Origin of the sequence: Thermofilum sp. (genome assembly GCA_038741495.1) — an archaeon.
Taxonomy (GTDB): domain Archaea; phylum Thermoproteota; class Thermoprotei; order Thermofilales; family Thermofilaceae; genus Thermofilum.
Map to the genome: position 1 here is coordinate 170,078 of JAVYKX010000002.1, position 21,467 is coordinate 191,544.

The window sequence follows — 21,467 nt, forward strand, 5'->3', positions numbered from 1 at the left end:
TCCTGGGAAGGAAAACTGTGGAGAGCATGAGAGGGATTACGCTGAGCGAAATAAATGATCGAAAGCTCCTTGAGAGGATTATAGGGTGGGAAGTCTACGAGAAGAACGGGAAGCTTGTGGGGAGACTTCATAAGGTGTTCATTTCCAAGGGGACGAAACAGCCCCTCAAGGTTGTAATAAAGAAAGTTAAAGGAGGCCAGATAGAGATCTCACCTGAGAGGCTTAGAGTGGACAAGGGCAGGGTAATTCTGATAGAGGAGGAGAGCGATACTTTTCTCAGGGTAGTAAAGCGCTTAGAGGATATTTCTGCCGAGCTTAAAAAGATGAAGGAGGAGATCCTTAAGCTGGACGAGCAGTTTATCGGCGGTATCATGCCCTGGGAGACTTTTTGCGAGAAAAGGAAGATGATCGAGGAGAGGAGGATCTTTCTAAAACTCGAGGCTTACCAGCTACTAGAAGTTTTAAAGTATCAAGCGGAGCAGTACGGCGTAGCACTGTCCGATGAGGATAGGAAGCACCTAGCACATCTGCTGGATATTTTATCTGCAGACCTGCCTGTAATTCCGCTAGAAAAGCTGCTGAAAATATTTGCTGAAGCTGAAAGAGCAAGAATACCGTCTCTTGAGAGGTAGGCTTGCGGGCAATCCTTTTTGTTATGCCACAGGCATGACGCAAAGCATATAATACATGGTGAAGGATACTCAGCCGAGTTTCCGTAAGGGGTATCCTTATGAGTCGCCAGATATTGAGGAGAGATGAAGAAGCTCGAGTGAATTATGCTGAGCTTCGTAATGCTTCCTTCGATGAGCTGAAGAGCGTGGCCGAGAAGATGCGCCCGCTCCTTATGCCGAAACCCGGTGTCGATTATCGTGTGTACCTTTCTGTTAAGCCCTCCCTCGCGGAAGGAGAGGAGCTGGTAACATATACGCAGAGCGCGTGCCCCGAGTGCTACTCCCTACTTACCGCTGTCATATTTAAAAGAGATGGCAAAGTCTGGATTCGGAAGGTATGCCCCGAGCACGGAGAGTTCGAGGAGCTTTACTTTGGAGATGCTGACATGTACGAGAGGTACCGGAGGTACCAAGTGGAGGGCAAGGGGAACGTTGTCACTCATGTTCCGCTCACAGCGTTATGTCCGTACAACTGCGGTGTATGCCCTAGGCACAAGTCCCACGCTGCTTTGATAAACATTGTCGCGACAAACAGGTGCGATCTTAGCTGCTACTACTGCTTCTTCTTCGCAACTAAGTCTGGCTTCGTGTACGAACCTTCTCTCGAGCATATAAGGTACATGCTTAGGCAAGCTAGGCTCACCGAGCCCGTTAAAGCTCCAGCGCTCCAGATTACGGGCGGCGAGCCCACGCTCAGGGACGACTTAGTCGATATAATACGCATTGCGCGCGAAGAGGGCTTTACGCACGTGCAGTTGAACACCAATGGCATAAGGTTAGCTTTCGATCCCGAGCTCGCAGTGAGGGTCAGGCAGGCTGGGGTGAACGTGGTATACATGAGCTTCGATGGAGTATCACCTTACACTAACCCAAAGAACCATTGGGAAGTCCCTTATGCGCTTGATAACCTGCGCAAGGCGCACCTTGGAGTAGTCCTAGTTCCTACAGTGATTAAGAATTACAACTTAACAGATGTGGGAAAGATAATAAAATTTGGTCTAAAACATAATGATATAGTTAGAGGTGTAAACTTCCAACCCGTCTCTATTACCGGCAGAATGCCCCGGAAGGAGCGGGAAAAGGAGAGAGTTACGATACCCGACGTCATCGCTGAGATCGAAAAGCAGACCGATGGCCAGATAAGGAAGGAAGACTGGTACCCAGTCCCGAGTGTAGCTGCCATATCGAGGTTTGTAGAGGCAGTGACTGGAAAGCCGCAGATAACTTTCACTACGCACTTCGCCTGCGGGGCTGCGACATACGTATGGCAGGAGAACGGGGAGATCATACCGATAACCAGGTTTATTCACGTGGATGAGTTTCTAAGCTTCCTCAATGAAAAGGCGGAGGAGATAGAGAAGGGTAAGAGCAGGAAGCTAGCCCTGCTCGAAGTGGTGTTAAAGCTGAGACGGTTCGTGGATTTGGATAAAGCCCCGCGCAGGTTGAAGGAGCGCGGCAAGCTCTCTAAGATGTTGGTCGACATCTTCTTGAAGCATGATTATAAAAGCTTGGGCGAGTTCCACTACAGCACCTTATTCCTGGGAATGATGCACTTCCAGGATCTCTATAATCACGATGTTGCTAGGGTGTCCCGTTGCGATATACACTATGTGATGCCGGACGGACGCCAAGTACCCTTCTGCTCGTTCAACGTGATTCAGGAGCTTTACAGAGAAAGAGCCCAGAGAGCCTTCTCCTATACTCTTAAGGATTGGGAGAAGATAACTGGCCGCTCCGTATTCGAGGACCACTACAAGCGCAACATAAGGAAGCTGATCGCCGGGGAGGCGTACCGCAGGCACTACGAGGGGATAATCGACATCGATAGCATACCTTACGAGGATCACGTAACAGCATCGAAGAGGTTCGGCATACCGGTAGTAGAGGAGTAGTGTTCCGCGCCGGTGGGGAAAGTGAAGTGTTTCTCACTAGAGCTTAAGCGAAAAGACCCCACCCCGCTCGACGTTAAGCTCACCACATCCGCTTTTCTAGTTAAAAACGGTGAGATTGTAAAATTGACTGGTATATCTCGCGAATTTCAAGAAGCGGATATAATAGACTTTGAACGCGAGATCGGCAGCGTCGTGGGTATCACGTATAACGATGTTGTTCACGGTGAAGCATCCGTTAAGGTAGAGGACATCGAGCTGCATCCTCGCGCCAGGGTCGTGAAGGTTTTAGAGGTTGAAGAGAGGCTCACCAGAAGAAAGACACGCTACTTCATTGCTGTAGAAGTTCTGGAAAGCGGTGAGCGGGTGATCTACTCAAGCCACCGTGCGGTGAAATCTAGTAGCGAGCTCCAAGCTCTTTCAAAGCATCTGGGAGTACGAGAGAAAGCCCTTAAGGTGCTTGCGAACCAGATTTAAAATTCTCTCTAAGGAGCGGCAGGTCATTTTTAGCTGCTCAAACAACTGGCTTTATATGCTACGGCTATTGCCGAATAGTAACTCATCTTAAAAGCAATGCTTTTATACTTTTTCTTGGATAAGAGCTCAGATATATAAGCGAGGGGGTCGAATGAGCCTTCAGAGTCGCGAAGAGAAGGAAAAACTTCTCGAGCACTTAATCCTAGTTGTTCAGCAATTGTTGAGTTCTACCAAGTCGAAGCAGCTGTCGATTAAGCTTAGAACCCTTCTCAGGTATACTTACGTCTCCTATATCAAGAAGACGTCCGATATTAGTGTGATCCGGGGCCTTGTTCCTCGGGTGCACCCCCCCGCGTGGCTGACAAACCAGTACTACTACAGGGAGATAGAGCGCGTTCTCCGCGAGAGGTTTAATGCGCGAATAGAGAACCGGAGGCAGTTCCGCTACGTTATTCTACAGAAGCGTTGATCGCTTCGCCTCAAGTTTCTCCTTCTTTAACACCTTTCCTCGTTTTAACCGCTTTACCTCTCTTCAGGCGACCCATCTCCTCTCCCGGTAGCACGGCTCTGCCGACCGCAATTACCGAGCCGGTAGGCTGTGCTACAATGCACACGTCATCACCTGGAAGAATGTTGGGGTCTGCCTTTACTACGTGTTTGCTGAAGAGGTTTCTTCCCTGCGATACAAACTCAGCCACGTCTTGGGTTGTCTCAACAGCGTAGCCTACAGGCTGATTCGAGGCCCGTAAGAGTCTCCAGCCTTCTGGAGTTAATACGAGGAATCCGTCGCTGCTGCGAAGGGTCATCGCCAGCTTTCCGTCTACGTATACGTGTCTAATCCGCCCTGTAGTTGGCGAGCGCTCAACTTCTACGGTTCTCGATTCGAGAAGAGGCTCGACGTGCGCTCCGTAAAGGTAGAGAAACACGGCTGCAATTTGCCGAAGCTCCCACTTGGTGGGCGGAGCCCTTCTTCCGGACATAGTGGTAAACTGCTACAGCGTTTGAAGCTAAAGATTATATGCCTGCCTTCGCTTAGTGAGGGTGAATGCCTCGCTGCGAGCTTTGCGGCAGAGAATTGCACGAGGTCGGCTACAGGGTCATGATCGACAGAGCGGAGATGCTAGTCTGCGGTGTGTGCGCCAGGGGGCGGAGGATTCTCTCCACTATGAGGTTTTCGGCTAGTTTAGCTGCTGGCTCTCAGAGGAGAGGGATCAACGTAAAACCTCGCATGAAGACAGCGTCAGCGGAGGAGTACATCCTCGTGGAAGGATACGGCGATGTGGTTAGAAGAGCCAGGGAGAAAATGGGGTTTACAAGGGAGGCTTTAGCGGCACTTGTAGGTGAGAAGGAGTCGACCATCAGGCGTATAGAAGCAGAGCAGCTGGAACCTACACTCGAGCTAGCGAGAAAGCTTGAGAGAGTACTGAAGGTTAAGCTTCTCGAGCAGGTAAGCGAATGGGGAGTAGAAGCGGGCTCATCAGGCCACGTTGAGGATTACGGTCTCACTCTGGGGGACGTTGCCGAGTTCCGTGACTGATATGTCCAGGCGGGTCTTACTTGTTCAGCGCCTGGATGATGACGAGCGCTACATGCTTCGCGAACTTCGCGAGCTCGCTGAGGCAGCAGGGTACGAAGTTGTCGGCGAGGTAGTTCAGCGCCGAGAGCCGGATCCACGCTACGGTGTGGGAAGCGGGAAGGTTGAGGAGATAAGGAGACTGGTGGCGGAGACTGGCGCGGAGAGGGTGATTTTCTACAACTTCCTTAAGCCTAACCAGGTGTACAATCTACGCAAAAAGCTGGGTATCGAGGTGCTGGATAGGTTTGAGCTTATCTTAGAGATCTTCGCTAAGCGCGCCGGTAGTAGGGAGGCCAAGCTGCAGATTGAGCTCGCTCGGCTGAAGAGGGAGCTTAGCTTTGCACGTGAGTATATTAATCTGCAGAAGAGAGGAGAGCTTCATGGCTTTCTTGGTGGTGGGCGTTACGCGGCAGATGCGTATTACGAGTACGTTGTCTCGCGTATAGCGAAGATAGAGGAGGAGCTCCGCGCGATAAGGAGATCCAAGAGCATGCGGTGGTCGCGGCGCGGGGAAGTTGGCATCTTCAGCGTCGCGCTTACGGGCTACACGGGTGCTGGTAAGACGACGCTTTTCAATAGGCTTGCAGGTTGGGAGGGTTACGTCGATGGTAGACCGTTCGCGACCCTTTCGACTAAAACTAGGCTGGTTGCGTTGAAGGGGTTACCTTTGCTTCTCTCCGATACCATAGGGTTTATAGACAGCCTCCCAGAGCAGCTCTTCGACGCTTTCTACACTACTATAGGTGAGGTGAGTTACTCAGATTTGCTACTCTTAGTTGTTGACGTAGCAGAACCTCCGCGGGAAGTTGAGCGCAAAGTCTTAGCTGGGCTATCTATCCTCTCAGCTCTAGGAGTGCCCCAGAGCAGAGTCTTGGTAGCGGCTAACAAAGTGGATGTTGCGGAGCCAGCCCAGCTCGAGAGCAACTTTCGCTTGCTTAGGAAGCTCAGTTTCCCAGAGATCGTGCCTATCTCTGCGAAAACCGGTTTCAATCTGAGAGCTTTAGAGGAGGCCATCAGGAGGCACTTACCCGGCAGAGTGAAAGCGTCGCTAAAGGTCCGTAAAGAAGTTCTTGGTCTTCTTCTCGAAGAAGCTTCTCAAGCTTGCCGAGTGATGGGAGTCGAGGAGTGCGGAGGTGAGGTCATAGTTGAGTTAGAAGGCAGAGACACCTGCATAGCTAGACTCACGAGAAAGTACGGTCTAAAACCCCAACCCTCTGCGCTTCTAGCTCTTCGCGAAGAGGCTGTTTGATTTAAGCCATTGACGCGTGCGAGGACTCAGATGAAGACGCTTGACGAGCACCTTAGACTACGATCTTGAGCCGCCGCTTCTGTGCGAGGCTCCGAAGCACGACAGCTATGCTTTTAGTTCCATCATTCTGCGTAACCCTAGGGTCTTACTCCTCTTTGAGCACTGTGAAGGTAATGATGCAGATGAGGGTGGATCACAGCTATGCAGAAAGTCTACGTCTTGAGGATGGGGCACAGGCCTGTCAGAGACCATAGAGTTACTACACACGTGGGGCTGGTCGCCAGAGCGTTCGGGGCCGACGCTATTGTACTGGAGGCTCACGTGGAGAAATCCATCGCCGCCACGTTAGAGAAAACTACGGAGGTTTGGGGCGGCCCATTTGAGGTGCTAACCACTAGTAATCCCATTCTCTATATTCGAGAGTGGAAGAAGCGCGGCCTAGTAGTTCATCTTACAATGTACGGTGTTAACATCGCAGAGGAGCCGAGAATTCTCGAAGAGATTAGGAATAGCGGCAGAGATGTCCTCGTGGTGGTCGGTGGAAAGAAGGTTCCCAGAGAAGTGTACGAGTTAGCCGACTTCAACGTTGCCATAGGCAATCAGCCTCACAGTGAGGTTGCGGCGCTTGCGATTTTCCTGGATAGGCTCTTCGAGGGTCGAGAGCTAGTGAGGGAATTTAAGGGGGCAAAGTTGAAGATTATACCGTCGGCTAGGGGTAAACGAGTGGTTAAGGTGTCAACTGATGCGTAAAGATGAAGTGCTGGTCGCCCTTGCGAGGCGTATGTGCGGGGAGGAGGCAGCCCGCGTTATGGCTTTGCTTATAGGTAGAGTGGAGGAGTCGGATGAAGAAATAGCGGCTGAGCTGGGCATGGACGTCGTCAAAGTGAGAAGAATACTGAACGAACTGTTTGAGGCTAGGCTCGTGAAGTATAGGCGTGCGAGAGACGAAAAGGAGGGCTGGTATAAGTACTTCTGGAGGGTTACGGACGAGCCGCCGGAGAGGATTCTCGAGGACAGAAAGAGGCTGTTAATCAAGCTGCTAGAAGGGTTGCTGGACAGGGAGGCTGGTGAGGAGTACTATTACTGCCCGGCTTGTGGAAGAAGGTATACGGCAACGGAAGCAGACGACCTTAACTACACCTGCAGGAAGTGCGGTGAAGTGCTTGAACCCTACGATAATTCTAAGTCGGTAGATAAGATAAAAAAAGCTTTGGAGAGCATTAGAAGATATCAACCAACTACCGCGTCTTACATGAGCGTTTTTTAAAGCGATGCAGGCGCGGGTTATAGGATAAACGCCCTAAGACGATCCGCGCCGGTGCTTCCATCCCCTTTCGCCGGCTCGGTAGACCGAAAGCATTTAATTCGGAGAGTTCAGCGCTAACAGGGGCCCGTGGCCCAGCCAGGAAAAGATTCCTGAAGGGCATCGGCCTGCGGAGCCGGGGGTCCCGGGTTCAAATCCCGGCGGGCCCGCCAGGTTCTACCGTTTCATCGCGAGGGGCTTACTCGCAAGGAAACTTTTATAGCCAAGCTGCCGAGAGAGCGGGGGGAGGTATGCGGAAATCCAAGGAGAAAGGGCGGTCTGGTTCAACTAGGCCGGCGGTGTTGCAGAAGCCTGAGTGGGTGCAGATGAGGCCTGAAGAAGTAGAGGATCTAGTAGTCTCTCTATACAGGAGAGGGTACTCGCCCTCGGCAATAGGGGTAATTCTCAGGGATCAGTACGGAATACCGCTAGTAAAGGCTATCACCGGGAAGAGTGTTCTGCAGATACTGAGGGAACGCGGCTTAGCGCCCGAGATACCGGAAGACTTAGGCAACCTGATAAGGAGGGCTCTCAAGATAAGGCGACACTTGGAGGAGCACCCCAAGGACTATCACTCCAAGAGGGGGCTTCAGCTTGTCGAGAGCAAGATCCATCGGCTGGCTAAGTATTATAAGCGTGTAGGCGTGCTTCCGCCCGAGTGGAGGTACGAGCCTGAGAAAGCTGTAGTATAGGCTCGGTGCAAGCTGTGGCTCTTCTCGAAAAGATAAACCCCTTACTCGAAAAAGGAGCCGAGGTCTTGCGAGAGAGTATAAAATCCGGGGAGAGCATCCTAGTTATCTCCCACTACGATGCGGATGGGCTGAGCGCGGCCAGCATTTTCGCTCGCATTCTAGAAGAGCATGGATCAAGCTTCCACCTAGTCTTCGTGGAGCAGGTATATCCTGAAGTGCTAGCTGATTTTCCTCTAGAGGAGTACGATAGGATTATTTTTTTGGATCTGGGTAGCGGGTACAAGGAGTACCTGAGGAATGCCCTAGGTTCTAAACAGTCCTCGGTGCTGATAGTGGACCATCACCCCCCTTCTGCCCATCCATTGCCCAGGTGCGTTGAAGTCAATCCTTACTTAGCGGGTATCGATGCATCAGCGCTTTCTAGCGCGTCTACAATCGCGTACCTTCTGGCTCGGCGCGTATCCTCTTCCGCACAGGAATTGGTATGTAGTGCTGTGGCCGGAGCGCTGGGAGACCGCTTAGATAATGGAGAAAAATTTTCGCTCACGGGATTAAACGCCGAGGTGGTTGAGGAAGCGAAGAGGCTGGGTCTCATCGAGGAAAGTGTGGGTTTGCGGCTTTTCGGGTCGAAGCATAGGCCTATAGTCTTCGCCCTCGCGGCTACCATGGACCCGTATATTCCAGGTATAAGTGGCAGCGAAAGCGCTGCCTACGAGTTCTTAAGGAGGGTGGGGATCGAGCCAAAGATCAACGACGAGCTAAGAAGTCTCGGCTCTCTCTCCAAGCGTGAGGAAGCGTTACTAGCTACGGAGCTTGTGAAGCACATGCTGCTCAGCGGGGCTTCTGTGCACGAAGCCCAGAAGGTAGTCGGGTACAATTACTACTCGGCTAGAGAGCCTCCCGGCAGCCCTCTTAAAGACTTGCGAGAACACGCTTACTTGCTGAATGCCCTGGGCCGGATGGAGCAGTATTCTACGGGAGTTGCGCTTAACCTAGGCTATAAAGGTAGGTTTCTCGCAAGAGCTGAAGATACCCTCAGAGCGTATCGTAGGACTCTGGCTAAGTTTCTAGCCCGAGTGGAGGCAGAGTGGCGGGAGCTGGCGCGGGAAGGGAGAACGGGGACGATAATTTTCTTGGAAGATCTCTCCCCCAAGCTGACTGGCTCGCTGTGCTCGATACTCACCGGTATATTCGCCGGTAGGCTGAGGGGGAAGAAGCTTATCGGAGTGGCAGCAAGGTATGATGAGAGAAAGTGGAAAATATCCTTCAGAAGGCTGACTGACGATATAGATCTAGGCGAGTACCTCCGCTCGCTAGCAGTAAAGGTGAGCGGTGTGGGAGGGGGGCATCCTGCTGCCGGAGGCATGCTCGTGGAGGAGAAGGCTTTAGAGGAACTGCTAAAAGAGTTATAGGTGTGCTCGATTGAGGGACAAACCCCTCGCGGAGGTGCGAGTACGAGTCCCAGCCGTTTGCGTGATGCATTTAGAGGGGGTCAGGAAGGCTCTCTCCCCCGATGATTACAAAGGCGCAGGTGTAGAGATAGATTCCCTACTGCAAGCCGGGGAGCTTGTGTACGTGATATCTTCCAGCTATGAATACGTTTACAGGATGAAGTCCGTTGTAAACGAGATTTTAAGGCTCCTGAGGATGTTGGGTGAGGCGAGCAACCTACTAAAGAGTGCGGGTGAACGCAAAGAATAAGCACTATACCGAGCGATGATGAATAGGGCCCGTAGCGCAGTCAGGAAGCGCGGTGACCTTTGGAGAGGCCGCAAGCCTTCGGATCCGCAGAGGAAAGCCACAGGTCCCGGGTTCAAGTCCCGGCGGGCCCGCCACTTGGTGAAGGTGCCAGCGGAGCCCTTCGGGAGAAAAACGCAAAAAATTCATAACGAGGGGGTACCAGAGAAGTCTTAGGGCCGGTAGCTCAGCCAGGTAGGGTAAATCGCCTAAAGCACCCGGCTCATAACCGTCCGCTTCGCGAAACGCGGGGAGCCACCGGGGGGTCCCGGGTTCGAATCCCGGCCGGCCCACCACTAGCGCTCGCCGGGGTCTAGCCGTGATAACTCGTGCGTTTTTTCACGTTACTACCTAATCTATCTGTGTGCAGCAGCTCTCGAGACGATAAAGTCGTTTCAAAGCAGCATGCAACGCCCAACGGGCGAGGAAAGTTCCTGCGGGCCTTCCCGTGTAAGCTACCGAAGTGGTAGAAATAAATTGAAGTGGAGCATTCCTCCTAGCGCTGATGAAGGAGGTGATCTCTGAACCCGATGATGAGCGGCTCCGAGAATAGGCTGAATCTAGTGCTTAGAAAGAAACAGCTGAGCGACGAGCAGTTTCAGAAGTTCGTGGCCGCTGCTAGGAAAGTCGCCGCTTTCGACCCGGAGGCTAAACTGTGGAAGATCTCTACCGAGAAGCTTCTACTACTGGGGGAAACCGAGCTGGCACGTGTGGTGGAAGAGTTATTAAACTTAAACGCGTTGACGCCGGATGAGGCTGAAAAGGTTCTTAGAGCTTGGCGTGAGCTCAGGCAGCGCACGGTAATCGTCGACAGGAGAAGCCTGGAGCTCCGGGGGGATGAAAACCTTCTGAGAACGGTTGCTTCGATAGCCCCCAGCCATGTTGCTCTAAACGATGGGGTTCCAAAGCTTAAATCAATCGTGTTTATTGACGAGTTTGCTAGTCAAGTTTTCCAAAAGCTCGGGGTAAGAGTAGTTTACGATTCTCAGCTCAAGAAGGTATCCGTTGAAAGGCGAGGGGGGAGGCTGTACTGGCGCTTCAATGTGATGGATAACTTTCTCATCTCAAAGCTCTCAGAGCTCGGCAGTTTAAGGTACTACGTTGAGAGGGTGATACTAAGCCCGGAGGGCGAGTACGAGGGATCGGAGCTCGTTGAGAGAAGCTTAAGAGCCTTCCGGATACTGGAGCACGAGAAAACCCTCATAACTCCCGTAGGACTACTGCAGAAGTATTCCGAGACCCTGACTGCTTGGGGCTTCGAGGTAGATAACCGTATAGAGGAGTTGCCGGATCTCCAGATACCTCTCGAGAAAAAGTTCGAGCTGCTACCTCACCAGCAAGAAGCTTTCTCTGCTTGGCTGAAAAGTAAGAGGGGGAGCATAGCTATCTTTACTCGCGGTGGTAAGTCGTTCATCGCGCTAGAGGCTATCTACCGCCTAAGAAAGCCTACTTTGATACTCGTAACCACGCGCGAGCTTATGCAGACGTGGGCCAGCTACCTCGAGAACTACCTAGGCCTGCCGAGGTACTTCCTCGGCTTTGTTGGGGGTGGAGAGAAGAAGGTTTCAGGAGTGACGATAGCTACCTACGTGAGCGCTGTGAAGTTTATCAGCGATCTGCTAGGACGCTTCGAGCTCGTTATCTTCGATGAAGCCCACCACGTTCCCGCGAGCACTTTCAAGAACATAGCTCTCAAGATTGATGCGCTTTACAGGATGGCCTTATCCGCGACACCGCGGCGTCGAGATGGCAACGAGATACTTCTCTACGAGCTTTGCGGCGGGCTTGTCTACAACTTATCGTACGAGGATCTTGTTACCTTGAAGGTCGTAGCACCGATAGAAAGGTTTGAGACTTTTTTTGCGAAAGGCTCTGAGGAAAAGTTATCCATCCTAGTAAAGCTTCTGAGAGAGTACAGCAACTCCAAGGCTTTAGTGTTCACACAGTACTTAAAAACAGCTGAGGAGGTTTACAGCAGGCTTCTTAAAGAGGGGTTTAGCGTTGAAATAATAACCGGTAGCACTCCAGAGGGTAGGAGAGAGCTGGCTTTTAAGAGATTCCTGGAGGGACGCGTGAAAGTTCTCGTTACGACGACGGTTCTCGACGAAGGAGTTACTGTGCCGGATGCGGAGGTGGCTGTGCTTTACGAGGGAACTGGAGAGGCAAGGCAGATGATACAGAGGATAGGTAGAGTACTCGGGTACTATCCTGGAAAAACCGCGAAAGTCTTCGAGATAGTCGATGTGACTAACCCACGAGAGAAAGCTGCCTACTTCAACCGCAACTGGGTTAAGGAGCTCTACACGGTTAAGCGGGATAGATCCCGAGGAACTTCGGAGGGGCAGCTCAGAGTGGACCGTTTCCTCAGCTACGGTGACTAGGTCAGTACACCTGTGAGCTTTAATCGGAGGGCAGGAAGCTTACTGGCGAGATCTAGGAGGGTTTTCTCGGGAGAGGAGTCGGGAGGCAGCACTTTATGGAGGAAGAAGCCCGAGCGCGCTCGAACGGCCCTCCTAGTTCTCACACGAACTCTCTCTTGCACTGTCTCTAGAGATATTCCGAGAAGATTAGCCGTTTCTCTCTCGAAGCCGAGTACTGACCGCTCAGCGTGACCGTACTCCGTTGGTACTATGAGCAATAGCCGCTTATTAACTCCGGGGACTCTCAGCCCCCTGTGCAAGCCGTCGAGATCTACAGCACCGGCGAACCTTCCGAACTCCTCCTCGGTTTTTGACAGTCTAGATGCTGGAATAGTTATGGAAGTTCTTTCATCGATGACAGCGATTATTTTTACAGCAGTCTCCGGAGTTGCTTGTACAACTTCGTAATGATTTACTTTCAGCCCATGTTCGGCGAGAGAGGCTGCGATGATGAAGCTGGGCACGTAACGGTTAACGTGTATATCGATATCGCTGCTGGGAGTTACATCTCCTCTTGCTAAGCTACCAACGGCAAAAGCCTTGATGTTCCTTTCTGCCAATGCTGAGAGAATCTTCTCTGCTTCGCATCGAAGCTGCTCGAGAGTGCGCCACCGCTCTTCAGAGTAGTGAACCGGGACCCATTCCCTAGCCCTTACTGGGTGAAATTTGCTCACCACTCCTGACCCTCCGCGCCAGCTCGAGCACTTGAAGGTAGGTGGCGAGGGCTCTCCCCACGTCTACAAGTTCCTCGATAGACTCGGCCCCCGCCGCTTTCATGCGGAGAAGCTCGATTTTCTCAAGAATGGTTGTTTCAAGTGCCTGCAGAGTGAGAGAGGCTCTTGCCCTCATCTCCTCCTCGTCGGAAGAAACTAGGAGGAAGCGCTGCCCACAGCTGGGACACAGAACATCTCCTGTTTTCAGCTTAAATAGAGGAACGCGGCACGCCGGACACAGCTCGTTCAGCATGGTCGCCCCGCTTTTAAGGAGCAGAGCCATGCGTGAGATCGTGGTCTTATCCTCTCCCACCTCTCGTCAACCCCCTATTTGCTAACGCTCTGCACTTTTATATACTCGCTGACCCCGTCTCAAAGTTTCTCCAACACCCTCCGAGTTTTTCCTCGACAAAGCCCTCCAGCGGCGCTGCGCGGAAGAGAAGGTATAGAATGCCTATTCTCGATCGAGTTCGTGGCGCTCACCTCAATCTACCCGGCCTGCTACCGAATCGGGAGGCTGGAGAGCGGGCCTAGTGGTCAAGCGCGAGGAAGGATGAGCGACCGGCGCGGAAGCGAAGCGCAGCGTTTTTACTCAGATTATACGCCTCGATGCTGACTCTATGAGCAGCGGTGAGCTAACCGACGAGATGGAAGTTTTAAGCTACTATGGAAAGAAGCTGGGGGAGTACTCGACACAGTGCCCCGTTTGCGAACGGGGAGTAATGACTGTTCAAGAGGTCGAGTATGAAGTACCCTCTCTGGGACCCGTATTGCTTGTGAGCAAGAAGTGCTCGAAATGCGGGTTCAGGCGAAGCGATATCGTTCCTTTACGTGGGGGTAGGAGGACTCGCTTATACCTTAGAGTAGAGACGCCGGCAGAGTATAAAACCAAAGTTGTGCGCTCGCCCTACGCTCAGGTAATGATTCCAGAGCTTGGGATGCTCATGAGCCCAGGAGCCGCTGCGCAAACCTTCATTACGAATATCGAAGGATTGCTCCAGATTTTTCTCGACGCTCTTGAGAGTTACGAAGTGCTCGAGGGAGTGGAGGTGGAACCTCTGAAAAGAAAGCTTAAAAGCATTATAGAGAGCCAGAGCACCTCCATCACGGTTGTCTTAGACGATCCGGAAGGTGTAAGCGCGTTTATTCCCGAGCCTGGCACGCGCCCCCTTCTCGTCATCGAGATAGTCTCGTAGCTCAGCTTTGAGCGAGGCCAAGCTTCTTCGCTAAAGCTACTCCGTCCGAAGTAAGCTTATACCCGATGGCCGGCTTGTTATCGATGTACAAAAGCATCGGCACTACAAGCCTCTTCACGCTGAGCTCGCCGAGCGCCCTGGAGAAAGCATCCCTAGGTAGCGATGTGAGCGAGTAGAGCGATGCGTGGTCTGCTTCACCTCCCAGCACGGATATCGCTTTCAGCACTGCGCGTGCTTCCTCGCTCACGCTTACCTGGTAGACGTCTCCCCCTCTCTCCGCGTACTCTGTCCTTTGGTGTAGATCGGTACGACTCTCCTGCGGCTGAGCTGCGACCTCAAGGGGTTTTTCCGGAATTAGTACTGCCGGTCTCTTCGCTTCAAGGAGAGGCTTCGCCTCCGGAGTTGGAGGAGCAACCTCGAAGGTAACCCGCGGCTTAACCTTAACCGGCACCGGCATGAGACCTTGCTCCTTTAACTCCTCCTCTGCCTTAGCGTAAACTTCCTCAGGGTACATGTAGTACTGGTTTATGTACCTGAAGACATCCCGTGTCTCTTTGATGCCTTTCACTCGAAGCCACTCGACAACGACGCGGCGCCTCTGAATCTCGTTGAGAAGATCCTCTACCTTCCTTCCAAGCTTCTCGGCCAGCACCTTAAGGTGGTAACTCTCCGATACGACCTCATGCTTATCTTTGGTGGGGTTCCATCGCACGATTTCCCTATACTTCTCGTAGTCCTCAACCTCCCAGATGTGCTTCACTCTGCGCCCGAAACCTCCGTTGGGCAGAAGCGTCCTCTCGCTAAGCATCGCTATGTTCAGCGAAGGTATGTAAGATGGTGCAACGTTCATCGGAGGGCTTGTCAACCTCTTCACCGCGCGATCCAGCGAGTCTGCGTGCATGGTGGAAAGCCCTCCGTGCCCCGTGCTCATCGCCTGAAACAGGACGAACGCCTCCTCACCTCTGACCTCACCCACAATGATGTAGTCAGGCCTATACCTCAGCGATAATCTCACTAAGTCGTAGAGGGAAATTTCGCCAGCCTTGCTTTCACCTAACCCGTAGCTTTCCCTGCTTACAAGCTGAACCCAGTTTTCGTGCGGAAGGTTCAGCTCGGGTGTTTCCTCGATCGTGACTATCTTGAAACCGGGCTTGAAGAAGTTCGCTATAGCGTTGAGCAGCGTGGTCTTTCCAGCAGCTGTCGCGCCGATGACCATCAGAGTCATCCTGTTCTCGAGCATTAGCCACAAGTAGCCTGCCGACCACGAGTCTATATTTCCCGACTCGACCAGCTCCACTATCGAGAGCGGTTTTTCTCTGAACTTCCTTATCGTGAAGGTGCTACCCCTAGGAGAGACCTCCTCACCGTACGTGGCGGCTAACCTGTGCCTTCCCGGGAGCATCGCGTCCACTATCGGGAAAGCAGCCGAGATATGCTTCCCAGCCATGTGGGTTATCTTGACGATGAATTCCCTTAGGTAATCTCTACTAGTGAATACTATGTTCGTAGGAATGCTTTCGTAGTCCCTGTGCCAGACATGTATCGCCCTGTCGACACCGTCACAGCTAATATCCTCTAGCTTGTAGTCGCGCATCAGGACCTCTATAGGACCGTAGCCGACGAGATCTCTCTCGATATAGTAGAGCACCTTGTTCCAGCTCTCCTCGGAAAGCCCCCTCACAGAGCTTCTGTACTTCTCAGCGAGGCGCCTGGCCTCCTTAATTATGTGGTCTCGTAACTCAACGTCGAACGAAGCCGGCGGCTCGAGCTCAACGCTTAAGATATCTATCAGCTTACTCACAGCCTTCTGCTCCTGCGGCGTGAGCTGAACTTCTTCGACGAAGTATGCTCTCTGGTTACCCGCTTCGGGTATCTCGACGATTTTCACCTTAGCGAAAGGTTCTGAAACCCAGTACTCATCGATAACTTTGTAGTCCTCCTTCACCGGCAGGAAGATAACTCCAGCTTCCCTCTCTTCCTTCTTATCTTTATGCTCCTTCTTGAGGCTTAGCTTCATTATCTAGGAACCGGATTACATTCAGGGAAGCTTGCCTATATAACCTTTCCACATTCGCGCATCTGGTAACAGTTAAATCGCGGGGTAAACCATTCTCGGTGGCTAAGATGGCGTCTCTAGACGCTATCGCGTACTCGGTGTTCGGGTGGGCTGGAGAAGCGCTAGTCAAGACATTTCCATGGCTGAAGGATGATATAGCCTCCGCTGATATGAGAGTTTACCCTGCCGCTTACGCATCTAGGTGTATTTTCCTGGCTCTCTTAGCCGCCGGCGTGGGGGTAGTATTCGACGTGCCTATATCGCTCGCTCTGAGCAGAGTAGGTTTCGGGCTTATACAGCTATCACTCGTGTCTGTTAGCATTCCTCTCCTGCTGTTCCTGGCGGTATTCGGGCTGGGCATCATTTACCCTAAGCTTAAGGTCAGCAACAGGACCTCGCGGTTTGACCTAGAGGTCCCCTACCTCTCAGTGTACATCACAGTTATGGCTACCGGCGGCATCTCGCCCTATACGAGCTTCGAAAGACTAGCTAAAGCCCCCAAGACGCTTTTCCAGGAGGTGAGGAAGGAGGCTTTACGTTTCTTCATGAGAGTTAGAGCTATGGGGCAGGACCCCCTTACGGCTATCGAAGAGAGCGCTAAGGGGGTTCCCCACGAAGGTTACAAGCAGCTCATGCTGGGGTACGCAGCGACTTTACGCTCCGGAGGCGATGTTGTCCACTACTTACAGAGACAAACAGAGGTTATGCTTAGGGAGAGAGTCTCTCAAATACGCATAATCGGAGAGAGGATAGGAGCTCTCCTGGAAGCCTACATGGCTGTAGTTCTCCTGACATCAATGACCATCTACGTTCTATACGTCGTTAACATGGCACTAGCGCAAGCTGGCTTTGGTTTAGAGCAAGGGTCGATGCAGTTCGTCCTTGTCTCTTACATCGTGATGCCTCTCATGTCAGGTCTCTTCATTTACCTAGCTGACGTGATGCAGCCGAAGTACCCTATCTACGACCAGGCACCGTATATAGTATACTTCAGCGTAGGCTTACCTATTACAGTGTTTCTCTTCATATGCTGTGTTCTGCCTTTCGTCGCTCCACCACCTCTATCTACTATCCTTAAGACGACTTTTCGGCCGTTCGTCACCTCGATCGAGATGTTCTCCCGTGCGCTGGGTCTCGGGAGAGGATATGAAAGCGGAGTAGGCATGGTGGTAGCGCTGTCTCTGGGGCTCATACCCGGTATGGTTGTCGATATCATCTCGACGATGAAGTTCGGGGGAATACAGTACGGTCTGACCAGATTCCTCAGGGATCTGGTAGAGGTGCGCAAGACAGGCCTTTCGCCGGAGAAATGCATAATCAACTTGCGGCAGCGAGATTACGGGCGTTTCACACCCTACCTGAGGGATATCGCGAAGCAGGTTGGTTGGGGAGTTCCGCTAAGCAAGATTTTCGAGCGCTTCTCTAGAGGCATGAAGAACTGGTTCGCGCTAATATCTATGTTTCTCCTGGTCGAGAGCATAGAGGTGGGCGGCGGTACACCGCAAACCCTCGAGGCTTTAGCCAGCTACGCGGAAACTCTGGAGCACGTCGAGAAGGAGAAACGCGCGTCACTGAGGCCTCTCATGCTCATGCCTTACGTAGGAGCGCTGATAACTACAACTGTCGTGCTAATTCTCGTCAGCTTCATGGGATCTATGATGCGCTTCGCGGGAGCTGCGATCTCTGTCGAGCAGCTGGTTTCAACGTTTCTGCCTCCAGTCATGATAAACAGCTACCTTATGGGCTTAGCAGCTGGAAAGATAAGCTCCGAGAGGGTATCTGCAGGATTTAAGCATGCACTTCTGCTGACTCTAGCCAACCTCGTAGCTATGATTCTGGCACCGCAGATAACCGCAGGTCTCATGCCTGCCCTCTAGCCCACAGGCGAGCGTAGCATGGCTATTGTAGTCACTGGCACGCCTGGCGTCGGCAAAACCACCGTGGCGCAGGAGCTAGCTAAAAGACTTGGCTTAATCTACATTAATTTAGCTGAATTAGTCATTTCAAAAAAGCTTTATTTATATTTCGATGATTCATTAAAATCTTATGTTGTAGATGTAATAAAATGCAGGAGCTACCTGTCAGAAGTTTTGAGCTGCAGAGAAGTACTGGATACTCACGTGCTGGATGCTATTCCTCCAGAGAAAACCCGGATTGTTATAGTCCTTAGGCTCAATCCTCTGGAGCTTAAGAAAAGGTTGCAGCTACGCGGGTACTCGGGAAGAAAGCTCAGTGAGAATGTGGAGTCTGAGGTTCTCGGCGTAATCTTATCGGATGCTGTAAGCGTTTTTGGAGAAAACTCCGTCTGCGAGGTGGATGCTAGCGGCAAGAGTGTAGAGGAGATCGTGAGCCTGCTTTTGGATGTGGTGGCAGCTGGGAAACCGTCTGAAAAATGTAGAGCTGGGCTCGTGGATTGGTTGAAAGATTACTACTGGCTCTTGAGAAGGGAGGAACAATTTTAAACTATACTCGGGTGTCGACGGATGTAAAATAATAGAGAATTTTTAAATATATCCCCACCCCCCACCCCCCGCACGGGAGATGGGGGGCAGGGCTAGGGGGGTGAGAAGAGGAGGCGTAGGGCGACACCTAATAGTTGAGATGTACGAATGTGATCCTCTAGCTCTTGATAGCGTTGAGGCGGTCAAAACTGCACTTCTCGACGCCGCGGTAGCTTCCAACAGTACTGTTATCGGCTATGAGTTTTACCGCTTCAAGCCCCATGGGATCAGCGGCTATGTCTTAATCGCCGAATCCCATATTTCGATTCACACTTGGCCAGAGCTCGGCTACGCTGCTGTCGACGTATTCACTTGCGGGGAGCACACGGACCCCTGGAAGGGGCTAGACATGCTTAAAGAGAGATTCAAGGCGAGGAAGATGACTATCCTCGAGATCGTCAGAGGCATAGGCGCCGAGGATTACGTAGGTTACTGGTCTCCTGCAGGTGCCTTGACGGGGGCCAAGGCTGTGAGGTAAAGTTGGAGAGGCCTTTTTTACCTAGTTGACGTTAAGTGGCTGAAACTACCGGGGAATCTCATGGCGGTTAGACTAAAACTGCTAGGTGCGGCTAAGGAGGTAGGAAGAGCAGGGGCTCTTTTAGATGTTGAGGGCCAGTTCATCCTCCTGGATTACGGGGTTAGTCTCAAAGGGCAGGAGCCAGAGTTTCCGCTTCCGGTACAGCCGCGGTCTCTCTCGGCGGCAGCTCTCTCTCACGCCCACCTGGACCATAGCGGGGCACTGCCACTCCTCTACGTTTCGGCTAAACCTCCTTTAATAACCACCCCTCTCTCGCTTTCTCTGAGTGAGCTCTTGATACGGGATTTCATGAAGCTCTCGAAGTACTACGTGCCTTACGAATTTGCTGAAGTAGAGTCGATGCGCGAGAACAGCGTACCTCTAGTTTACGCCGAAGGCTTCGAGCAGGGAGGCTTGACGCTCAGGTTGGTGGATGCAGGCCATATACCGGGAAGCGCTATGGTGGTTATTGAGGCGCCATCGTACACAATAGTGTACACCGGAGACTACGCTCTTCACGACACTTGTTTGCTGCGCCAAGGTGATGCGAGCGTACTGGCTAAAGCTGACCTGATAATAATGGAATCCACCTACGCGGAATTCGACCACCCTCCAAGGGATGTTGTTGAAAGGGAGTTCATCTCCTCTCTTGAGGAAGTTCTAGCTAAGGGGGGAACGGTTCTCGTGCCGTCTTTCGCTGTGGGCCGCGCCCAGGAGATTCTCTGCGTGCTAGCTAAGTACGATCTGAGCTATCCGATCTACGTTGACGGTATGGCTAGAGCTGCCAACGAGCTGATAGCCGAGAACATCGACCTGCTCAGAGAACCCTCGCTTTTCGAGAAAGCCGTGGAGGAGGCAAGGGTCGTTAGAGACTGGGAGGATCGCAAGAGAGCTATCAGCTCGCCGAGCGTAATTGTCTCTCCGGCTGGTATGCTCAGAGGAGGCCCTTCGGAGTTCTACATGGAGAAGATAATGGATGACCCGAAAAACGCAGTTTTCTTCGTGAGCTTCGCGATACCTGAGACGCCCGCGAGGCAGGTGCTTGAGACCGGGGTGTATTCTTCTCCTACGAAGAAAGGGCAGGTAAAAGCCCGCATCGAGTGGTTTGATTTCTCTGCTCACTGTGGTAGGAGCGAGTTGGAGGCGACTATAAAATCTTCAAAGCGCAGCGCGAGCATAGTTCTAATGCATGGGGAAGAGAAGCCTGAACAGAGACTTCTAGAGGTTTCGCTGAGCGTAGGTAGAAAAACGTATGCGCCATCATTGGGCGAATGGCTAGAGATCGATCTCTAGTGTAGCGCAGCTTTCACTCGATCTTTATTTTAGTCGTTGGCTCCCGCCGCTTCTTCTCCTTCTTCTCGACCGTGATCGTCAAAACCCCGTTCTTGTACTGCGCCTTAGCAGTGTTAGGGTCGATAGCATCCTCAAGTCTAATCTCCTTGTAGTACTTTCTCTCCCCCTCCGTGCTCACTATTATGGAATGCTCACTACCTTCGATATTTATCTGGTCTTTATCTACACCAGGAATATCCACAATTATACGGTAGCGATCTCCCTCATCAAATATATCGGTGAAAGGTTCAATGGTTTCAGTTATCACAGGTTTGATGCGGCCGGGCTTTATGTTACCCCATTCTCTAACCTTCGGGACTCCATCAGGCCCTATTTCTACGGAGAACCCGTAGTAGTAGGGGCCAATAACGCGCCGACCCCCTCGCCCCTCGAAGGCTAGGGATCCACGAACCATCTCTTCGAACATCTTATCCATCTCCTCCATCAGCTTCCGAACCCTCCTGAACCATTCGTCAAACTCGCTCATGGTCACCACTCTATCTCCTCTAGCGGGGTCTAGGTAAAAAAGTTTAGGTCTCCGCGTCGGCTCGGCGCAGGTGCGAGATTAGGTTTAGGAGGGGAAATTTTTATAACAGGATTGAGCTGAGAGCCGGGAGTATGCAGAGCGCGAGAAGCGATGTTAAAGTTAGCATGGTCTCCGATAGGCTTAACAGGCTTATTGGAAGAAGAGAGGTGAGGATAGCGGTTGAGCACCCGGGTACGGGAACGCCGAGCAGGAAGGAGATAGCAGAGAGAGTTAAGGCCTTGTTAAACTTGACGGAACGACACGTCATCATCGTGAAAAAAATACTCACGGAGTACGGGTTAGGGCGCTCCAACGTACTGGTGCACATTTACGATGAGGTTGAGAGGGCTAAACGCTTCGAACCAGTGCATCTGCTTAAAAAGCACGGCCTTACAGAGGCAGCTAGTTCGGGTAGTACTCAAGGGTGAGTGAAGTATGGCGCACGTACACAAGCTTTACGACTACGACTACAAAACTGGAACTATCCGTCTTAAGAACAAGAAGTGCCCACGCTGTGGGTCGATTATGGCTCATCACCAAAAGCCTGTAGAGCGTTGGGCTTGCGGTAAGTGTGGCTACACCGAGTTTCTCTGAAGCTCGGGGACCGCATTG

Annotated in this window: 24 protein-coding genes and 3 tRNA genes; 22 read left to right on the plus strand and 5 right to left on the minus strand. The window is 52.1% G+C overall.

All coding sequences use genetic code 11. The features are described 5' to 3' along the window. The first annotated feature begins 26 nt into the window (after positions 1 to 26). The 4 genes from QXU72_05625 (at position 27) to QXU72_05640 (ending at position 3,506) form a co-directional block, all read left to right on the plus strand. Positions 27 to 632 carry a PRC-barrel domain-containing protein gene (locus QXU72_05625; protein MEM0494730.1) on the plus strand — a complete coding sequence of 202 codons (606 nt, stop codon included), beginning with the start codon at positions 27 to 29 and terminating at the stop codon, positions 630 to 632. Positions 633 to 730: 98 nt separating this feature from the next. Then, positions 731 to 2,563, plus strand: a complete 1,833-nt coding sequence (locus tag QXU72_05630) for a radical SAM protein (GenBank protein MEM0494731.1) — start codon at positions 731 to 733, stop codon at positions 2,561 to 2,563. A gap of 12 nt (positions 2,564 to 2,575) precedes the next feature. Next, the gene (locus QXU72_05635; protein ID MEM0494732.1) at positions 2,576 to 3,037 is read left to right on the plus strand and encodes a hypothetical protein; all 462 of its coding nucleotides are present in this window, start codon (positions 2,576 to 2,578) and stop codon (positions 3,035 to 3,037) included. Positions 3,038 to 3,188: 151 nt separating this feature from the next. Beyond that, on the plus strand, positions 3,189 to 3,506 hold the full coding sequence (locus QXU72_05640; GenBank protein MEM0494733.1) for a hypothetical protein: 318 nt from the start codon (positions 3,189 to 3,191) through the stop codon (positions 3,504 to 3,506). A 10-nt stretch (positions 3,507 to 3,516) separates the two neighbouring features. On the opposite strand, the gene QXU72_05645 is transcribed toward QXU72_05640, so the two are convergent. Continuing rightward, positions 3,517 to 4,017: a PUA domain-containing protein gene (locus tag QXU72_05645; GenBank protein MEM0494734.1), complete on the minus strand. Its 501-nt coding sequence runs from the start codon at positions 4,015 to 4,017 to the stop codon at positions 3,517 to 3,519. A gap of 65 nt (positions 4,018 to 4,082) precedes the next feature. Here QXU72_05645 and QXU72_05650 point away from each other — a divergent pair, with 65 nt between their 5' ends. From QXU72_05650 to QXU72_05700, 11 genes are all read left to right on the plus strand, one after another. Further along, the gene (locus tag QXU72_05650; protein ID MEM0494735.1) at positions 4,083 to 4,574 is read left to right on the plus strand and encodes a multiprotein bridging factor aMBF1; all 492 of its coding nucleotides are present in this window, start codon (positions 4,083 to 4,085) and stop codon (positions 4,572 to 4,574) included. 1 nt (position 4,575) lies between these two features. Next, complete coding sequence (hflX, locus tag QXU72_05655) at positions 4,576 to 5,862, plus strand: GTPase HflX (protein MEM0494736.1); 1,287 nt, start codon at positions 4,576 to 4,578, stop codon at positions 5,860 to 5,862. Between the two features lie 201 nt (positions 5,863 to 6,063). After that, positions 6,064 to 6,612, plus strand: a complete 549-nt coding sequence (locus QXU72_05660; GenBank protein ID MEM0494737.1) for a tRNA (cytidine(56)-2'-O)-methyltransferase — start codon at positions 6,064 to 6,066, stop codon at positions 6,610 to 6,612. Then, positions 6,605 to 7,129 carry a TFIIB-type zinc ribbon-containing protein gene (locus tag QXU72_05665; protein ID MEM0494738.1) on the plus strand — a complete coding sequence of 175 codons (525 nt, stop codon included), beginning with the start codon at positions 6,605 to 6,607 and terminating at the stop codon, positions 7,127 to 7,129. Before QXU72_05660 ends, QXU72_05665 begins: the two co-directional genes overlap by 8 nt. A gap of 120 nt (positions 7,130 to 7,249) precedes the next feature. Continuing rightward, positions 7,250 to 7,338: transfer RNA gene (locus tag QXU72_05670), tRNA-Arg, on the plus strand. 78 nt (positions 7,339 to 7,416) lie between these two features. Continuing rightward, positions 7,417 to 7,857 carry a 30S ribosomal protein S15 gene (locus QXU72_05675; GenBank protein ID MEM0494739.1) on the plus strand — a complete coding sequence of 147 codons (441 nt, stop codon included), beginning with the start codon at positions 7,417 to 7,419 and terminating at the stop codon, positions 7,855 to 7,857. A 14-nt stretch (positions 7,858 to 7,871) separates the two neighbouring features. Next, on the plus strand, positions 7,872 to 9,269 hold the full coding sequence (locus tag QXU72_05680; protein MEM0494740.1) for a DHH family phosphoesterase: 1,398 nt from the start codon (positions 7,872 to 7,874) through the stop codon (positions 9,267 to 9,269). A gap of 10 nt (positions 9,270 to 9,279) precedes the next feature. Continuing rightward, positions 9,280 to 9,558, plus strand: coding sequence for a hypothetical protein (locus QXU72_05685; protein ID MEM0494741.1), 279 nt, complete (start codon positions 9,280 to 9,282; stop codon positions 9,556 to 9,558). Positions 9,559 to 9,583: 25 nt separating this feature from the next. Then, positions 9,584 to 9,692: transfer RNA gene (locus QXU72_05690), tRNA-Arg, on the plus strand. Positions 9,693 to 9,770: 78 nt separating this feature from the next. Beyond that, positions 9,771 to 9,890: transfer RNA gene (locus tag QXU72_05695), tRNA-Met, on the plus strand. Positions 9,891 to 10,124: 234 nt separating this feature from the next. Beyond that, a complete protein-coding gene (locus QXU72_05700) occupies positions 10,125 to 11,975 on the plus strand; it encodes a DEAD/DEAH box helicase (protein MEM0494742.1) in 1,851 nt (616 codons plus the stop codon). Here the strand turns inward: QXU72_05700 and QXU72_05705 are convergent. Together QXU72_05705 and QXU72_05710 are read right to left on the minus strand one after the other, a co-directional pair. Then, entirely contained in the window at positions 11,972 to 12,688 is a 717-nt protein-coding gene (locus QXU72_05705) for a nucleotidyltransferase domain-containing protein (protein MEM0494743.1), read from the minus strand. The two genes, QXU72_05700 and QXU72_05705, sit on opposite strands and share 4 nt — an antisense overlap. Then, positions 12,660 to 13,040, minus strand: coding sequence for an Sjogren's syndrome/scleroderma autoantigen 1 family protein (locus QXU72_05710; protein MEM0494744.1), 381 nt, complete (start codon positions 13,038 to 13,040; stop codon positions 12,660 to 12,662). Before QXU72_05710 ends, QXU72_05705 begins: the two co-directional genes overlap by 29 nt. A 307-nt stretch (positions 13,041 to 13,347) precedes the next feature. Here QXU72_05710 and QXU72_05715 point away from each other — a divergent pair, with 307 nt between their 5' ends. Further along, positions 13,348 to 13,923: a ZPR1 zinc finger domain-containing protein gene (locus tag QXU72_05715; protein ID MEM0494745.1), complete on the plus strand. Its 576-nt coding sequence runs from the start codon at positions 13,348 to 13,350 to the stop codon at positions 13,921 to 13,923. A gap of 1 nt (position 13,924) precedes the next feature. On the opposite strand, the gene QXU72_05720 is transcribed toward QXU72_05715, so the two are convergent. Beyond that, the gene (locus tag QXU72_05720) at positions 13,925 to 15,940 is read right to left on the minus strand and encodes a type II/IV secretion system ATPase subunit (protein ID MEM0494746.1); all 2,016 of its coding nucleotides are present in this window, start codon (positions 15,938 to 15,940) and stop codon (positions 13,925 to 13,927) included. 107 nt (positions 15,941 to 16,047) lie between these two features. Between QXU72_05720 and QXU72_05725 the strand changes: the two genes are divergently transcribed. The 4 genes from QXU72_05725 to QXU72_05740 all read left to right on the plus strand — a co-directional run bounded on the left by QXU72_05725 (position 16,048) and on the right by QXU72_05740 (position 20,290). Next, on the plus strand, positions 16,048 to 17,856 hold the full coding sequence (locus QXU72_05725; protein MEM0494747.1) for a type II secretion system F family protein: 1,809 nt from the start codon (positions 16,048 to 16,050) through the stop codon (positions 17,854 to 17,856). Between the two features lie 18 nt (positions 17,857 to 17,874). Beyond that, positions 17,875 to 18,441 (plus strand): adenylate kinase family protein, encoded by a 567-nt coding sequence (locus QXU72_05730; GenBank protein ID MEM0494748.1) that lies wholly within the window; start codon positions 17,875 to 17,877, stop codon positions 18,439 to 18,441. A 79-nt stretch (positions 18,442 to 18,520) separates the two neighbouring features. After that, positions 18,521 to 18,958: an adenosylmethionine decarboxylase gene (speD, locus tag QXU72_05735; protein MEM0494749.1), complete on the plus strand. Its 438-nt coding sequence runs from the start codon at positions 18,521 to 18,523 to the stop codon at positions 18,956 to 18,958. A gap of 60 nt (positions 18,959 to 19,018) precedes the next feature. After that, positions 19,019 to 20,290 carry an MBL fold metallo-hydrolase gene (locus QXU72_05740; protein ID MEM0494750.1) on the plus strand — a complete coding sequence of 424 codons (1,272 nt, stop codon included), beginning with the start codon at positions 19,019 to 19,021 and terminating at the stop codon, positions 20,288 to 20,290. Between the two features lie 13 nt (positions 20,291 to 20,303). Here the strand turns inward: QXU72_05740 and hsp20 are convergent, their stop codons facing one another. Continuing rightward, positions 20,304 to 20,816 (minus strand): archaeal heat shock protein Hsp20, encoded by a 513-nt coding sequence (gene hsp20 / locus QXU72_05745; protein MEM0494751.1) that lies wholly within the window; start codon positions 20,814 to 20,816, stop codon positions 20,304 to 20,306. 131 nt (positions 20,817 to 20,947) lie between these two features. Here hsp20 and QXU72_05750 point away from each other — a divergent pair, with 131 nt between their 5' ends. Both QXU72_05750 and QXU72_05755 read left to right on the plus strand, forming a co-directional pair. Continuing rightward, the gene (locus tag QXU72_05750; GenBank protein MEM0494752.1) at positions 20,948 to 21,283 is read left to right on the plus strand and encodes a hypothetical protein; all 336 of its coding nucleotides are present in this window, start codon (positions 20,948 to 20,950) and stop codon (positions 21,281 to 21,283) included. A gap of 7 nt (positions 21,284 to 21,290) precedes the next feature. Further along, entirely contained in the window at positions 21,291 to 21,449 is a 159-nt protein-coding gene (locus tag QXU72_05755) for a 30S ribosomal protein S27ae (protein MEM0494753.1), read from the plus strand. The last annotated feature ends 18 nt before the right edge of the window (positions 21,450 to 21,467 follow it).

Excerpts from the sequence above, each read along its gene's own strand:
- QXU72_05700 (MEM0494742.1), top strand. The coding sequence starts at position 10,125 with ATGATGAGCGGCTCCGAGAATAGGCTGAATCTAGTGCTTAGAAAGAAA.
- speD (MEM0494749.1), top strand. The coding sequence starts at position 18,521 with ATGGGGGGCAGGGCTAGGGGGGTGAGAAGAGGAGGCGTAGGGCGACAC.
- QXU72_05725 (MEM0494747.1), top strand. The coding sequence starts at position 16,048 with ATGGCGTCTCTAGACGCTATCGCGTACTCGGTGTTCGGGTGGGCTGGA.
- QXU72_05625 (MEM0494730.1), top strand. The coding sequence starts at position 27 with ATGAGAGGGATTACGCTGAGCGAAATAAATGATCGAAAGCTCCTTGAG.
- QXU72_05755 (MEM0494753.1), top strand. The coding sequence starts at position 21,291 with ATGGCGCACGTACACAAGCTTTACGACTACGACTACAAAACTGGAACT.
- QXU72_05650 (MEM0494735.1), top strand. The coding sequence starts at position 4,083 with ATGCCTCGCTGCGAGCTTTGCGGCAGAGAATTGCACGAGGTCGGCTAC.
- QXU72_05730 (MEM0494748.1), top strand. The coding sequence starts at position 17,875 with ATGGCTATTGTAGTCACTGGCACGCCTGGCGTCGGCAAAACCACCGTG.
- QXU72_05750 (MEM0494752.1), top strand. The coding sequence starts at position 20,948 with ATGCAGAGCGCGAGAAGCGATGTTAAAGTTAGCATGGTCTCCGATAGG.
- QXU72_05660 (MEM0494737.1), top strand. The coding sequence starts at position 6,064 with ATGCAGAAAGTCTACGTCTTGAGGATGGGGCACAGGCCTGTCAGAGAC.
- QXU72_05640 (MEM0494733.1), top strand. The coding sequence starts at position 3,189 with ATGAGCCTTCAGAGTCGCGAAGAGAAGGAAAAACTTCTCGAGCACTTA.
- QXU72_05645 (MEM0494734.1), bottom strand. The coding sequence starts at position 4,017 with ATGTCCGGAAGAAGGGCTCCGCCCACCAAGTGGGAGCTTCGGCAAATT.
- QXU72_05740 (MEM0494750.1), top strand. The coding sequence starts at position 19,019 with ATGGCGGTTAGACTAAAACTGCTAGGTGCGGCTAAGGAGGTAGGAAGA.
- QXU72_05630 (MEM0494731.1), top strand. The coding sequence starts at position 731 with ATGAGTCGCCAGATATTGAGGAGAGATGAAGAAGCTCGAGTGAATTAT.
- QXU72_05675 (MEM0494739.1), top strand. The coding sequence starts at position 7,417 with ATGCGGAAATCCAAGGAGAAAGGGCGGTCTGGTTCAACTAGGCCGGCG.
- QXU72_05720 (MEM0494746.1), bottom strand. The coding sequence starts at position 15,940 with ATGAAGCTAAGCCTCAAGAAGGAGCATAAAGATAAGAAGGAAGAGAGG.
- hflX (MEM0494736.1), top strand. The coding sequence starts at position 4,576 with ATGTCCAGGCGGGTCTTACTTGTTCAGCGCCTGGATGATGACGAGCGC.
- QXU72_05715 (MEM0494745.1), top strand. The coding sequence starts at position 13,348 with ATGAGCAGCGGTGAGCTAACCGACGAGATGGAAGTTTTAAGCTACTAT.
- hsp20 (MEM0494751.1), bottom strand. The coding sequence starts at position 20,816 with ATGAGCGAGTTTGACGAATGGTTCAGGAGGGTTCGGAAGCTGATGGAG.
- QXU72_05665 (MEM0494738.1), top strand. The coding sequence starts at position 6,605 with ATGCGTAAAGATGAAGTGCTGGTCGCCCTTGCGAGGCGTATGTGCGGG.